7 protein-coding genes and 1 tRNA gene are annotated in these 14037 nt (G+C 52.5%); 6 read left to right on the top strand and 2 right to left on the bottom strand.

What is annotated here, in order from left to right; all coding sequences use genetic code 11:
* Nucleotides 1-347: 347 nt before the first annotated feature.
* Nucleotides 348-2537 carry a tetratricopeptide repeat protein gene (locus ACIX8_RS12860; protein WP_150110594.1) on the bottom strand — a complete coding sequence of 730 codons (2190 nt, stop codon included), beginning with the start codon at nt 2535-2537 and terminating at the stop codon, nt 348-350.
* Between the two features lie 189 nt (nt 2538-2726).
* Here ACIX8_RS12860 and ACIX8_RS12855 point away from each other — a divergent pair.
* From ACIX8_RS12855 to ACIX8_RS12830, 5 genes are all read left to right on the top strand, one after another.
* Nucleotides 2727-2816: transfer RNA gene (locus tag ACIX8_RS12855), tRNA-Ser, on the top strand.
* Nucleotides 2817-3295: 479 nt separating this feature from the next.
* Nucleotides 3296-5122 carry a capsule assembly Wzi family protein gene (locus ACIX8_RS12845; protein ID WP_223295321.1) on the top strand — a complete coding sequence of 609 codons (1827 nt, stop codon included), beginning with the start codon at nt 3296-3298 and terminating at the stop codon, nt 5120-5122.
* A gap of 279 nt (nt 5123-5401) precedes the next feature.
* A complete protein-coding gene (locus ACIX8_RS12840; protein ID WP_014265773.1) occupies nt 5402-7729 on the top strand; it encodes a hypothetical protein in 2328 nt (775 codons plus the stop codon).
* Between the two features lie 3 nt (nt 7730-7732).
* Nucleotides 7733-10387 carry an NHL repeat-containing protein gene (locus ACIX8_RS12835; RefSeq protein WP_014265772.1) on the top strand — a complete coding sequence of 885 codons (2655 nt, stop codon included), beginning with the start codon at nt 7733-7735 and terminating at the stop codon, nt 10385-10387.
* Between the two features lie 241 nt (nt 10388-10628).
* Nucleotides 10629-12041 (top strand): polysaccharide biosynthesis protein, encoded by a 1413-nt coding sequence (locus ACIX8_RS12830; RefSeq protein WP_014265771.1) that lies wholly within the window; start codon nt 10629-10631, stop codon nt 12039-12041.
* A 150-nt stretch (nt 12042-12191) separates the two neighbouring features.
* Here ACIX8_RS12830 and ACIX8_RS12825 read toward each other — a convergent pair whose 3' ends face one another.
* Nucleotides 12192-13145, bottom strand: a complete 954-nt coding sequence (locus ACIX8_RS12825) for a glycosyltransferase family 2 protein (RefSeq protein WP_014265770.1) — start codon at nt 13143-13145, stop codon at nt 12192-12194.
* A gap of 666 nt (nt 13146-13811) precedes the next feature.
* Here ACIX8_RS12825 and ACIX8_RS25965 point away from each other — a divergent pair.
* Nucleotides 13812-13961, top strand: a complete 150-nt coding sequence (locus ACIX8_RS25965; protein ID WP_014265769.1) for a hypothetical protein — start codon at nt 13812-13814, stop codon at nt 13959-13961.
* The last annotated feature ends 76 nt before the right edge of the window (nt 13962-14037 follow it).

Here is a 14037-nt window from a genome sequence, read left to right as displayed (position 1 = left end):
TCTAGAACAAGCGGTTTTCTTGGAGCAAACTGATGCGAGGCTCATAAGAAAACAGAGAGAGGAACGTTGTCAACTTAAATCCAAAAACAGGCCAAAATGCCTATTCATCCGGTTGCAAGAGCGGTCAGGGAAGTTGTGGAAATTCTGAAGATGGGACGTCTTCCGCGCTTGAAAGTTACACAAATACATCCCTGGACATAGTCCTTCCAGGAACGCAATGCCTTTCAAAACGATGCATGGCCGCAATGAAATTAGAGAAAACGATTACTTGATGTCATCAAAAGCCCTGTCTTCCCCAAATCTCGACAGAACGGTGCTTGTTTCTCCTCAATCAATCGAGCAGGAGGCTATCGCGTTCCTAGCTGCTGAAGGATCGTCTGTGCCTGTTCCGCAACTCCAGGCGCGGCAGAGTGTGCTGCCTTCTCCAGCAGAGGCAAGGCCATGCGTGCCTGTCCCTGTTGCAGGAGGATCTCAGCCAGATTGAGCTGCGCCGGTCCGAACTCCGGATTGATCTTCAGCGCGGCTTCTGCTTCTGTCTTGGCCTCTGGAAGACGCTTCAGTTGCAGGAGCGCAACAGCGTAGTCCCCATGAGCATTGACGTTGGCTGGATCAAGCTGGACGGCTTTTTGCAGATGGAACGCAGCCTGCTTCCAATCGCCTGTGCCCGCCAGCAGACGCCCAAGATTCGCTCGGGTCGCTGAGTCATAGGGATTGATCGTCAGGGCTGCGCGGAAGGCTGTTTCGGCATGCTGTATATCTCCGGACTGCGCGAGAACGGACCCCAGGGTGTTTTGTGCGTCGGCGAAGTCGGGTTTGAGTTCCAGTGTCTTGCGAAGGTCGGCGACTGCCTTATCCGAATCTCCACGTCTCGATTCAATCAACGCCTTCTCGTACCAGAGCAGGGCGTTATCAGGTTCATGGTCGATGGCGCCCTGTAAGACGGTGAGCGCTTCATCGGTCTGTCCGGCATTCCCCAGTGCGACGCCGAGCCGTCGCTGGGCCCGTGAAGACAGGGGATCGAGCTTGAGCGCCTGCCGATAAGCATCGATTGCGCCTGGAAGGTTGCCGGTGTGCCGCATGGCGTCACCCAGCTCGATGGAAAAGTTGGGTTGACTGGGGGATTTCGTTCGAATCAAATCCGCCAGTGCGGGAATCCCTGCTTCGAGATTGCTTCCGTCGATGATCTGCGCCGCGGCGTTGTATAGGTCATCATCCGGGGAGGCATCTTCGCGATCCAGGAGGTAGCGTTTTACCGGGCCATGATAGGCCGTCACAGGCGTCTCCGGAACCTCCTGCCGGTCTGCCAGCAACACCTTCGCCTGCGGTGCGAAGCGCTGGATCAGATGGTCCGTCATGACGGCATGAACGACATCTTCGGTTCTGCGTTTTGGCATATGGCACGAGACGCAATCGTTGGAGGCAGGGTGCTGATGCTGCGCGATCTTCTCAGGCAGGTTTGCGCCATGACACTTCATGCAGATGTTGGCGTAGTACGTAACCGATTCAGGCCCTTTGTGCAGGTCGTGAGGGTTATGGCAGGTCTCGCACGTCAGTGCTCCCTGACTCTTGAGATAGCACTGCGATTGACGAAGCCGGTAAGGTGCATCCACGATCTCGAAGTTATCGGTGCGGCCATGGTCCGGGTCCCGGGCGAAGTACGCATTGAAGCTGGCGAGCGGCTGATCTGCTCTGTAGCCGAAAGGTTCCTGATCGTAGTGTCGAATGCGATCTGGCAACGGTTGGCTGGTGGTTTCGAGATGGCACTGCTCACAAACCTCCATCTGGCGATCGTTGCTCAAATGAGTTGGATTGAGAATCTGGGCGCGAATTTGCTGCAGAGACGTCCCTGGAGTTTGCGCGGCTTTGACGTGTGCGGCTCCCGGCCCATGGCAGCGCTGGCAATCAATGCCTTCCGGCAAGGCACCCCTGTATACGGAATTTGCCGAGAGATCACGATGCGCGATGGGCGGAATCTGTGGATACGCGTTGTGGCAGAACATACACTCGTAGGCGATGGGACGGCGTGTCATCGGGTGTGCATTGTCGAAGCCGGGATTCATCCCCCAGTGACCTCCGCCTTCGGCGTACCAGGCTAGCGGCAGTTCGATCAGCGTTCCATCCTGCTCGCGATGCAAGTAGGTCTTCACATGATTTCCCGAACCCATGATGTAGTCGATCAACAGCTCTTCGACATTCTCAGGATTACCGTCAAACCCCTTTTGCCAGCGGCGCTGATAGTACTTGCCGTCATGTTGCGTCAGCGTGTAATAGCTGCCGGATGCAGCGTGGTAAAACTGACGATCGCGGGCGGGGCTCTCGACGGTATCGCTGGCCTTGGGTTTGTAGAAGGCGTGAGCCATTCCGGTGCGAGCATATCCGGCAGCTTCGGTGGCATGACACTGCGTACAGGAGGCGGGATCCGCATACTGCTGTGCGATAGCGGTTTTGGGCGGTTCCTGGTGATGCAGAAATAGAAAAGAAACCGCAGCCGCCACGATGAGCAAAGACACCACGGCTATGGAATGCTTTTTCGTCACGAAGGAGAGTCCGTCCACTTGGATTTGGCAGGTGATCCGCCCAGCCAACGCCTCATCCTAACGAAAGATTGGCTATTGTGCCACGAAGCCATATGTGTTCAAGCCTGGTTCTTGCTCTCAGGGGTTTTAGATCGACAGGCTTTGCTGCTACCCTTGAGAGAGCAGATGGCACAAGCCGCGTAAATATGCGGAGGGATGTGTGAGTGGTTGAAACAGGCGGTCTTGAAAACCGCTTAGCCTTAACGGGCTACGGGGGTTCGAATCCCTCTCCCTCCGCCATAAATGTTTACACCGCGCTTTGCGTCAGGGGTTCGAATCCCTCTCCCTCCGCCATCAGCTTGCTTTGTGAACTTGCTATTCCATTCCCTCTTTTTTTGAACGTTGATTCCACAGCAGTTGCAGGTGCCTGCGATTGCAGCTGATCATTGCTTGGGATAGTCTAGCCATGTATCTAAGGTGCTTTATCAGCCTTTGCGAAGCTTCTTTAGTCCGGCTCATGGCGAACATCAGTGCTGAGATTTCTTCCGGTAAGAGGATGCCGTGGACGATGCGATGGTTAATCACGAACTGATCGATTTCGCTGCATTTTTGTGTCTCTGAATATTGGCAATCCGCCAAACTTACAATTCAAAGAACTCCAGTAAGAAACCGGCCTGAGTGTCAGCGTAAACGCTCGCGGGTGAAGCTCTGGGCAACAGCGAGGTTTTATGTCTCTCTCTTCAATAGCTAGATCTGCGAGCCTATTTTGTGTCGTCGTCGTGGCTCAAGTCTATATGCCTATGATAGGTGCGCAGGAAAGCTCACCTGCCGAATTTAGCGCCAGGTATATCCCTATTGCAGCAACTGTTCCGGAATTCAGGGCCAGTTCCGTAAGCTCCGACGGTTCCGAGCATCCAACGGCTGTTTTAGCTGCTCGCTCTTCTATCGAGGCCGGAAATTCTCGTCAAGAATCGTTTGATGGAGATAAGAGCAAAGAAGCTTTGGGTTCAGCTTATATTCCTGTCGATAGCTGGATCTACCCTGCATTGCTGCGGTTGTACTCCCTTGGATATCTCGACACAGCCTTCTTGTCTATGCGGCCTTGGACGAATCGCAGTGTCTTGCACATGTTGGATGAAACCGAGGACTCCGTTCGTTTGAATGGGAGCGACGAGGCGAAAGAGATATTCGCCAAGGTGAAGAAGGAGTTGCAGCGTGACCCCAGCTTTGAAGCTGTCCCCTCGTCTGGTCTTGTCTATGGACTGAACTCGGGCTATATCGGTGTGCGGCAGATAGCGGGCCCCGTACTCCGTGACAGCTTTCACCTGGGGCAGAGTTTTATCAATGATTATGGTCGGCCGTATTCCACCGGCTTCAATAGCTATGATGGATTTTCTGCCATCGCTGAACGGGGCCGGTTCTCTCTTTACGTGAGAGGTGAATACCAGCATGCACCGCATTACGATGGATATTCCTTCGCGCTGGCGCAATCTCTTTCCATTGCTGACCGTATTCCTTATTCCGGTTTTAACCTTCAGCAATCGACAATTCCAGAGGGTGTTCTTCCATCGCAAAATAATTTTCGTCTGCTTGAGGCGAATGTGTCGGGGCATCTTGTCGGCCACGAGATCTCGTTCGGCAAGTCCGATGCCTGGCTGGGCCCGGGCCTGGGAGGCGCGATGGCATGGTCGAATAATGCCGAGGACATGTATACATTCCGCATCAATCGTGTGGAACCGCTAAATATTCCATGGGTGAGCAGGGTTCTTGGTCCGATTCGATATGACTTCTTCATTGGAAGCTTGAAAGGACATACTGATCCGAACTCGCCCTGGGCTCACTCTGAGATGTTTTCATTCGCTCCAACCAGTGATTTTCAATTTGGTTTTCAGCGAACGATTATCTTCGGAGGAGAGGGGCATGCCCCTGTTACCCTGCATACCTTCCTTAAGGGCTTTTTCGACATCAACGATACCGACCTTGCTACCAAGTTCTCGCGCTTTGATCCTGGCGCACGTTTTTCAACCTTCAACTTTTCGTATCGGCTTCCGTTTCTGCGTAAATCAGTCACACTCTATACAGACTCCACTACGCATGACGACGTAACGCCGATCAGTGCGCCACGGCGAGCCGGTTGGCGTCCGGGTATCTACTTCTCGCACCTGCCTTATGCTCCGAAGCTTGATCTGCGTATTGAAGGCGTCTATACGGACTATCCCACGCTGCGTAGCCAAGGTGGCGAAGGCAACTACGATGAACAGATTGAAGTCCAGGGATATACGAACAAGGGATTCATCATGGGCGACTGGATTGGCCGCGAAGCCAAAGGTGGCCAAGCGTGGCTTACCTATCATTTGTCAGGTAATGAGTTCATCTCCCTCCAGTACCTGAACAAGAAGAATGCAAAAGATTTCATCCCGTCGGGCACAACACAAAACACCTTCCGGTTGGATATTACGAAGCGAATACGACCCGATATCGAATTGAGTGCTTATATTCAAAACGAGCGCTGGAAGGCACCTATCTACAAATCCGGTTTGCAGTCGGATACGACAGGCAGTTTTCAAGTCGCATGGTATCCAAAACTAATCAATAAAACTCCTTAGGTAATGCTTGCCCATGAATTGTGTTTGCTCTGATGGAAGAAGGAACCGAATTTGACGATAGGGGCGGATCGTGGGGGTTCTATCACTCAATGGTGATAAGTGATATTGGCGTTTGTAGGCGGCCTTAAGTTAATCCTGCCAGTATTGCTGGCATTGAATTCGCCGTCTTTTATGGTAATCAGAATGATCCTTATATCCTCCCAGGATCTTAGAGCGGTGTAATCTCCGTCACCCTATAACCTTGGCAGTGTGCAGTTGTAAGGCCACCGAAAGGACCCAATGAAGAAGCTGTTTTGCCTCCTCTTTATTCTGGCTGTTCCGGCATACGGGCAGGGCGTCAGCGGAGCAAATGCCACGAAAGGGAGTTCCGCAGGTGTTCCCGTCGAAGCAGCAAAAGGAAATCTTGCTGCGCCTTCGTTACCGGGTTTTATGCAAAAGGGGTCGACAACGGTCCTCGATCGTGACGATCAGTTGAGGCTTAGTCTCAACCCAGAACAGTTTGGTGCTGCGGGAACAGGTTCGGGAGAAAACGGTGATGATTGTGCTGCGATCAACCTGGCAATTCAATATGCTGCCCAAGGGGCTGGTCTGAACACTCCCAAAGTTGTGCATCTCAACGGACGCAACTATCGCTGCACAAAGGCCAACTACCAGATACTCATGCCTCGTGACTTTGGAGATTACTCCCGGGCTTCGGCCGGAGAGGGGGCACAATTTTCGTTAGATGTTGTGAATGGTTCTATTCAGATCTGTGGCATCTCCGGCGGAAAAGGCTATAACCCAAAGGGATGGGTCATCGGGCAGATCAAGGATGCCTCCTATCGTGGTTCAGGTGGCTCCGTGTATGCCCTCACTGACAATAACGGGGTTCCAATTCCTGGCTCTTGCGTGGTGGATAGTGCAGGGATTAACTACCCTCCAACCGGAGTAGATGTCTATTCTTTTGCCCAGGGAGCCGATGGGGCTGCTGTGATGGCAATCCTGTCGGACGGCACATTTACCTCCGCGACATCGGTCTCGAATAGCACTGGGATGCCGCAGGGAAATGGTTATCAAGGCTTCACTTTTGGACTGCCAACAGCGCTGGTTTGCAAGATCAAACCTCAGTTTGCGGGGACGACTGGCAAATCGGGTTTGAGCGTAAGTGCTCTAACCTCGGTTCGTGTGACGGCCCCGGGTTCGGGGTGCACTTATAACGGGAATGCCTCGGCAAAGGTTCCTATCTGGGTGGGGGAATCAGCAAGCGAGGGAACGGCACAGGCAAAAAATATTGCTCCCTCTTCTGCTGTGACAGTCGGGTGTGCCATACAGCTTCGTGCCGGGGTAAGCATCGAAGGCGATGGTGGCACGATCCAGACAGACTGGCAGACAGGCGTCTACGGTCCAAACCAGATTGTTGCCCTGTGCGATGCTTACGGAAATCAAGCCCGGAACATTGCGATCAAAAACGTTCATCTTGCTGCGCCTGCGGGCATCTGGTTGGCCGGGACAACCAATAATTTTACCGTCGAGAACGTCACGGAACAGTACGCAACGCCCAGGGTTCAGGGGCCGAAGACCTATATCCCTGGTTCTGGAGGAGGCCTCTTCTTTTATGCTGTCCAGACGGGGCCCGGCACAGTCATCGACAATATTTCAAATTATGCTTCCGGCGGGATTGTCGTGGGAGGCCAATACACCTCGCGTGGCGAGTTTGGTCTCGGTTCTATGGGCGGAACCGACGTTTCGAGCGGTGGGGGTATTTATACCTATGCCTTAGGTGGGTCTGCAGATGGGCTTGTCATCAATAATTTTCGTCAATACCAGCAATCTGGGAACAGTTACAACGCTCTTCTCGATCAATTCTTTGAGAAATTTGTGTGGCACGGGGATTTTACTCCTGCCTCTACGCCCAAAGCCGCAAATGGGCAGGGAGTGTGCCCAACGACTCTAACGCCACAGGTCCGCTCGGTCGACTATCTTTTTGGATCAGGCAATTCGAGCCGTTTTCAGTGTTATAGAGGCATCTCTGACCGAGCGATTACCATTCTTTCGAGGTCGCCTTATGTCTCGCAGAACGTAAGCATCTCTAATGTGTGGCAGGACAAAAGCTACAGATCTCCGATCATAGCCAGTGTGACCAATAGCCGATTCAGCATGATCAGGATGCCTGTCCTTGGAAACACATACAAAGATCCATTCATCCCGCCTGGTACAAAGGCAGTTGCTGTCATCGAAACTCCAACAAACTTACCCTCTGGACCGGCCAATCGATTTGAAGGTGTATCCAACCCTGATCCGGGCCGTTCCCATTTCACCACAACCTTGCTTGGTACATCTTTTTCTGATGACCGCACAGCTTCTTCATCCTGGGATATGGTGGCTGGAATGCCGAGTGGCGGACATGTCATCACCCTGCAGAACACCTTTGGCAAAGCTGGCTCTCTAAAGTTCAGGCATAACCTCGGAACCCCGAATCCAATCAGCAACTGTTATTCGACGGACGGTGCAAGTTCGCCTTCGGTCTCTCTAATTTCTGGCGATATGAATAACGTAATGGTTACATCTTCAGTGGCCGCAACCGTCGTATGTATCTTCCAATTTGCTCCTGCACCGGGAAGCGATTAAGCCATGAAGAGGCTCATCCAAACGATTTTTTTGACGGTAATACTGGGCTCCGCCTTGCGTGCCCAAAATACGCCTATTCAACTTCCTGCAGATTGGGCGAAGCCTCACTACTTCAGTACGGCTAATTCTGCCTTCCAGAACGGAGCGTTCATCGTTCCTATTCGTTCGAATCAGATGGGCTTTATCTTTACCATCCCCGCTACAGTCGGAACTCCTCCGGTGCCTGTACGCTCCACCAGCGCAGAGGTGAAAAATGCGGCCGGCGTGGTTATTCGAAAACTATGGCAAAACCGTGCTTATTCCCCGGGCGAGCATGGAGAAGTCTGGGATGGTCTCGACGATTATGGCGTCCCCGCAGTAGGCGGGCCCTTTACTCTTTTGCTCCAATACAACAGTGTTCAATACCGATGGGATGGGGTATTAGCAGACACGAGTCCGGACCCTACCGCTCCCGATTCGTGGTCGGGCGTGGGAGGGCTATTCCCCTATGATCTTGTTTCTATCGGCGGTGAGGGCTTTACTGCCGAGGGATATAACGAAGGCGGCTATAACTCTATTACCTTCCCGTTGGCCACACCTTCTCTTCGGGTGATCCCACTGATTCCGCAGAGTATTGGAGGCGCAATGTTTCTTAGAGCTTCCACTGACGGGAATCTTATCTACTATTCCAGCATGATTTATCTGCCTGGATCTACCGTCAAAAGCTGGGTCACCGCGGTGGACAAAAAAGGTAACATTCACAATTTTTCCGCTGGAACGGTTTTGCCACGCGCATATTTCATGAACGCTGTTGATCCTAAAAATGTACGTTACGTTACGGTACAAGGTGCCGATGCCATCAACAACACCGAGGGGATTATTACCGGTGTTGCAGTGCAACGTCATGGAAGCCTACTCGCCACCGCGCATGGCAAACGCAATCTTGTAGCGAGTGCCGATGTCATCAAGCTGTTCGATAAAGACACGGGAACTCCTGTCGGTGGGGTGGCAGGATCCATTTCAATCACGAACCCACAACGAATGGCGTTTGATCTTGCAGGGAATCTCTGGGTGCTCTCCGGCGATGGTCGAAGTGGTGACACTCTCTCCAAGATCGCAGATGTCGGATCAACCAATATCATTACGACACCTATTCGAGGACTCAGCAATCCCGTCGCCCTGGCCGTTAGCCCTTTGACTGGAGACCTGTTCATTGCAGATGGCGGAAAGAACCAGCAGGTATTCGAGTACAACGCCAAGACGAATGAGCTTGTGAGAAAGCTTGGAAAGCCTGGTGGTTACGGCATTGGAGATTCCTGTGACTCAACCATGTCTCCTGACAAGTTCTATTTCGATTATGGCGGAATGGATGTGACTCGGCAGGTGGATGAAGCTGCAGGACAACTTGATACGTTTATCAATGTGGATGATAAAAATAACCTGGAAATAGGCGATAATTCGACCGGTCAAATCAAGTTCTTCCATTTGTCCTCAGGAGTGTGGACCTATACGAATCGCGTTATGTACCAATCATGGCAACGCACGATTGCGGCGGCAATGAATGATCCAACCAGGCTATTTGCGGGGCAGGGGGCCATGATGGAGATAACACGTGATTGGTCGAAAGAACTTGTTCCGGGAGACCCCGATCCTGCTTTAGGAGGAAACGGAGCGTGGACTGCATCCCATTACTGGTTGCCGTGTGTCATATCGTCGGTAGGGTTTCCAACTGCTTCGTTGATTCCACATATCCGCGATGTCTGGAAGAGTCCGGCCAATGGGAGAACCTACGCTCTTGTCGGGGACATCATGAACAAGTTCGTCTGGACGATTCTCAACTCGAATGGGAGTGTGACTGCGGCAAAATCTTTGGCGACAAATATTTATGGTTGGACAACCATGTCGTCTAACGGAGATCAGATGTATGTTCAGCGTGGTGGACCCAAGACACAATATACCTTCGCTCACTATCCTCTTACCGGGTACGATTCAGAGAACATGCCTGTATACGGACCTTTAGTCAATGGGCAAACCATCGCGGTGGATCATGTGCACGGAGAGCCATGGAACTCCGCTCTTGCATCCGATCCGACGAGTGGCGGGATCACGGTGGTCTTCGACCAGAATGTGAACCACGATGTATCAGGAAAGACCCCAGCCTATCATTTGGGTGGAGTTCTACCAGGAGGGACATCATTTGCATGGACCGCGATGCCTCAAAAAGATATAGCGTGGGCTGATGGGGATGGCAACTTTCCTGCGGCTGATCTTGCCTATATGGCCGCAGAGGGCGGAGACATTCACTCCGTAGGGAAGGAGGTTTTTGCGATGTATGCCGGCAACTACTCTGCCTGGGGGTGTCAATTTTTTCACTATCACGAAAATGGTTTATTCATCGGCCAGTTTGGCTATATGACTAAGTTTTCCGCTACCCCAAATGGTCAGGATGCATGGGGAATCAATGGAGTTCCAAACGTTGCTACGGGGGAGAAGAAAGTCCCTGGGTTTTGCGGAGATGTGGGCGCTTTCAAGGCTTTTAAGGTTGGATCCCACATCAAGATTATCCATGGAGATGAGAGCTACTTTCCTGGCTTGCACGAGTGGGATATCTCTGGACTTGAAACCCTCACCGAACTTACAGCAACTGGAGCCCTTGGCCGTACTGTGACTTTGCAATAGAGCCACCAATTGCAGCCACTAGATGAATGCATGCACTCGAACTGTGTCCTTGAATGATGGACCAATGAGTTCTGAGGTTGTAGGAGCTCAGCCCATGGCTCTCTTATAATGAACGAAGCAGCCCAGTACATGCTCCTGGCAACTCTCCTTAGGGAAATGTGGACTGCCTGCACTCTGATCGATTGTTGTCTCAACTGCCATAGCTCCTAACAGCGAGTTATGGCAAGCGTCTAAGGATGTCATGGTTAAGAACAAAAGAATTTTTCGCGCGCTGTACGATCAGGTTGCTGCTAAGGCTGGGGCGATGCTCCAGTACTTCAGTGCCCAGGGCGTTACCATTGCGGCGACCCTCCTCTACGGCCTCCTCTGCGTACGTTTACTGCCGTCGTCCGAGTATGCGAAGTTCGTTGTTCTCTTCGGTGTCCAGGGTACTCTCCTTGTCCTTATGGATGTGAATTTCTCCGGGACGCTGATTCCGCTCGTCGGCGATCGTATCGATAATCGCAAGCTCATCGCCGATTACGTTGCGTCGTTGCGGCAACTTTCGTATTGGGCCTTTGGAATAGTGGGCACAGGGACCATCTTTTTCTATCCCATCCTGGTAAAGCACAGAAATTGGAATTGGCCGGTCGTCGCATCGATGATCGTGATCCTGCTGATCTCCACATGGTTTGTGCGCATCGGTTCAGCGTATGGCGCGGTTCTGATTCTGCTGAGTAAACGAGCACTTTGGTATCGAGCCCAAATGATTTCGAGCGTGGGGACCCTGATACTGCTCGGATTATTTTGGTGGCTGCGCTTACTGGGACCCTTTACGGCCATTTTGCTCAACGTTCTGGGACTAGTCTATGTCGGCATTGACTATTATTTGCACGCACGCAAGCTTCTTGGAGTCGTCGGTACGCCAACGCCTCAATTGAAACGTGCCATCGTTGGGCTTGCGCTACCTAATGTCCCGCAAGCCATCTTCTATGCTCTTCAGGGACAGATATCCCTTTTCCTGATCACCTTTTTCGGGCATACACAGGGCGTATCGAGTGTGGGAGCATTGGCGAGACTGGGACAGATCTTTGTCATCTTTAAGCAGGGAAATGCTCTGTTTATAGAGCCCTATTTCGCGAAGCTGCCTAAATCGCGCTTGCGATCCAGCTATACGATCACTCTACTGCTTACTGCGGCAATTTGTTTAGCCGTTATGCAGATGACCTATTTCTTTCCCCAGGTTCTGCTGTGGGTATTGGGGCCGCAATACAGTAATCTGCGGTTTGAAGTTCAGCTTGCGGTAGCCGCAAGCTCGATAAGCTTCTTCAGTTCGGTGATGTGGTGTATCCATACTGCGCGAAAATTCGTCTACTGGTGGAATGTTGGTCTCAGCATCGGACTTACACTTGCTGTACAGATCCTCTTTATTTTCAAAGCTGATATGAGCACAGTGCGAGGTGTGCTGTGGCTCACTGTGGCTACCAATGTGACCTCGCTTTTTATCAATGTTCTTTCCGGCGCCTATGGATTTATCAAGGGACCAAGGGAGACCGAGGAAAAGCCTGTGATGGTTCCCGAAAGCGTGGTCGAATCCGAAGCTTATATGGACTTATATCCTCTGGAAGATGGCAGCATGCCTCTTGAGCCCGTGCCCAGAAAGAGCGAGTCATAAGAGATAGACAGTTGAGGGCACCAACCAGCGCGCCGTCAACTGTCCATTGATTGCAACGCTGGATTGCAGACCTGTCGAGCACCCCCCTAACGCCTATGACGCCAGAGGCCTCCAGCGATGCTCGGCGATTTGAGCGATTGAACGGGGTATTTACGGACGGGGCTGCGACGAGCGCAGTACCTCGCGCAGCAGGTACAGCGGCCGCTGTTTGGACTCGGTATAGATGCGCCCCACATACTCTCCCAGCACACCCAGGCAGAGCATCTGCGTGCCCGACATGAAGAGCATGCCGATGAACGATATCGCCCAGCCCTGTACCCACGAGTGGGTAACCAGTCGCACCACCAGCGAGTACACAATCCCGATAAACGCCAGCAGTGCTGCTGCGAAGCCCATAATGGTCACCAAGCGAAGCGGAATGGTGGAGAACGACACGATGCCGTCGAGCGCGAGGCCTAGCATTTTACGCAGCGGATATTTGGTCGTGCCGGCAAAGCGCGCTGAGCGCTCGTAGTGCAGCCCAATCTGGTTGAAGCCGATCCAACTGGACATGCCTCTCAACAGACGGTGCCGCTCTGGCATCTGCCGGAACGCGCTTACAATGGCTTGGTCCATAAGGCGAAAGTCTCCGGTATCGAGCGGAATTTCGACATCGGAGAGCGAGTTAATGATGCGGTAAAACATCTTGGCGGACCACAACTTGAAGCCGGTTTCGCCCTCGCGGTTTACGCGCACGCCGTAAACCACCTGATAGTCCTTGCGCCAGAGCTCGAGCATGGAGGGGATTAGCTCCGGAGGATCCTGGAGATCGGCGTCTATGATCACCACGGCCTGGCCGCGTACGGCATCCAGCCCGGCCGAAACCGCCGGTTGATGGCCGAAGTTGCGGCTGAATCGAAGTACGACGACGCGCGGATCAGCTTGGTGAAAGCTGCGCAGCAGCTCTGCGGTGCGATCTCGGGAGCCGTCATCTACGTAGATGATTTCGTAGGCTTCGGTAATACCGCTCAAAACGGCGGAGAGCCGTTCGTGACACATGGCAATGCCATCTTCTTCGTTGAAGCACGGCACAATCACACTAATCAGGGGTTGAGACTCGATCATGTCAGCGTGCACTCAGCATTGTAGATTTGAGATCTCGATCTGTTCAGTATACGCGAGGGAAGGTCCGTGGCTCTCCTGATAAGACAAGAGGGCCATGGTAGTGGGGCAATTTGAAATTCATTTTCACGAACGGGCATCGTGGATTGTGCTTTTAACTTGAAAGCAGATCGTAGGGACTGGAAAACATCTTCCTGAAGAACGAAGAGCAATTTCCCGGAGATTGAGTACATCCACTGACCTAGACGGATTAGCCGTGTACACTCAAGCGGCAGGTTTGTAGATCGTGCGGAAAAGGGTGGAGCGAGCAATGCCAGAGTGGGAGGCAATCTCAGCGGCAGGCATATCGGCGGTTTTGAGCAAGAAGCGAATTGTTGTAATTTCTTTAGGGAGAGCCTCGCCGGGCTCTTTCCTTTGCGGCCCGCGAGCGCGGGCGGCTTTCTGACTCGCAACAGTGCGCTCTCGAATCCTACCAATGTGGCGATATTTGAGACGTAGCCTTCATGAGACTTTCCTAGGCTGCGAATAGAGCCCACGCGAGGGCTATTCGATTTGTCCCAAAACCTCCGTATCCGCTACACTCCTCGATCATGCCCAATCTCGAACTATCCACACATCGACAGGAACTCCTAGTTGCCCAGCGATGATGTTGATTAGAGGGCGGTTGGGATGACCGGCTTTACTGGATTGAGCAGTTTTTATTCGCGCCTGTTCCGCCAACTCTCGCAGCGCCCGATTCGCATGCCCTGGCTCAAAAGCAAGAGAAAAATAGCCATTCCGGAGAGCATGGGCGATCCTCAAGGCAGCCTATGGATTTGATGCCCTTCGAACTTGGAACGCGCATGAGGCCGCATTCCACAAACCCACAGCCTCGACTAGGGATATCTTGTAAAAT

It is taken from the genome of Granulicella mallensis MP5ACTX8, from assembly GCF_000178955.2.
Classification (GTDB): domain Bacteria; phylum Acidobacteriota; class Terriglobia; order Terriglobales; family Acidobacteriaceae; genus Granulicella; species Granulicella mallensis.
The sequence above is the reverse complement of the archived record's forward strand: the minus strand, read 5'-3'. Positions and strand labels throughout refer to the sequence as shown.